Genomic DNA, 457 nt, shown 5'->3' with positions numbered 1-457 from the left:
CCAAGGATTGAGGTGTAGTATCTTTTTCGCCTTACGCCATGTTGCATCAATGAGAATATACTGACGTTCAAGACTCTTAGCCTCTGCCTGCATATTTAACTGAGCAAAGCCTGCCTCGACAATGTCGCCCCCAGGAAATATTAGCACCTGTTGTTCACGCTCTTTAGCACGAGGCTCCGGAAACACCTCAGAATCTTTCACTAAAACGCTTGGAAAACGCTGCTTGATTAACGATACCGTAGAGATCGTTTTTTTACGCTCTTCTGGGTGCCTAAAAATAACGACAGAGGTTTGATCTTTGCTAGCTTCGACGTGTCCACACATACACATCTTATGCGGCAAAGCGCAACCAAAACAGTAACGACTGCCTTCGATCTTGGCGTGATAGATAGGCATACGTTTTACCTTGCTTTCATCTTGATGAAGCTTCGCTCCGATTAACACGCCTTGCTCATTC

1 protein-coding gene is annotated in these 457 nt (G+C 45.3%); it reads right to left on the bottom strand.

Translation table 11 applies throughout. The features are described 5' to 3' along the window. Positions 1-457 (bottom strand): DTW domain-containing protein (locus tag A3738_RS10685; protein WP_156504199.1); only part of this gene is annotated, 457 nt, incomplete at both ends.

It is taken from the genome of Oleiphilus sp. HI0066 (assembly GCF_001635725.1).
Note: the sequence above shows the minus strand (reverse complement) of the source record. Positions and strands in the feature narration are given on the sequence as shown.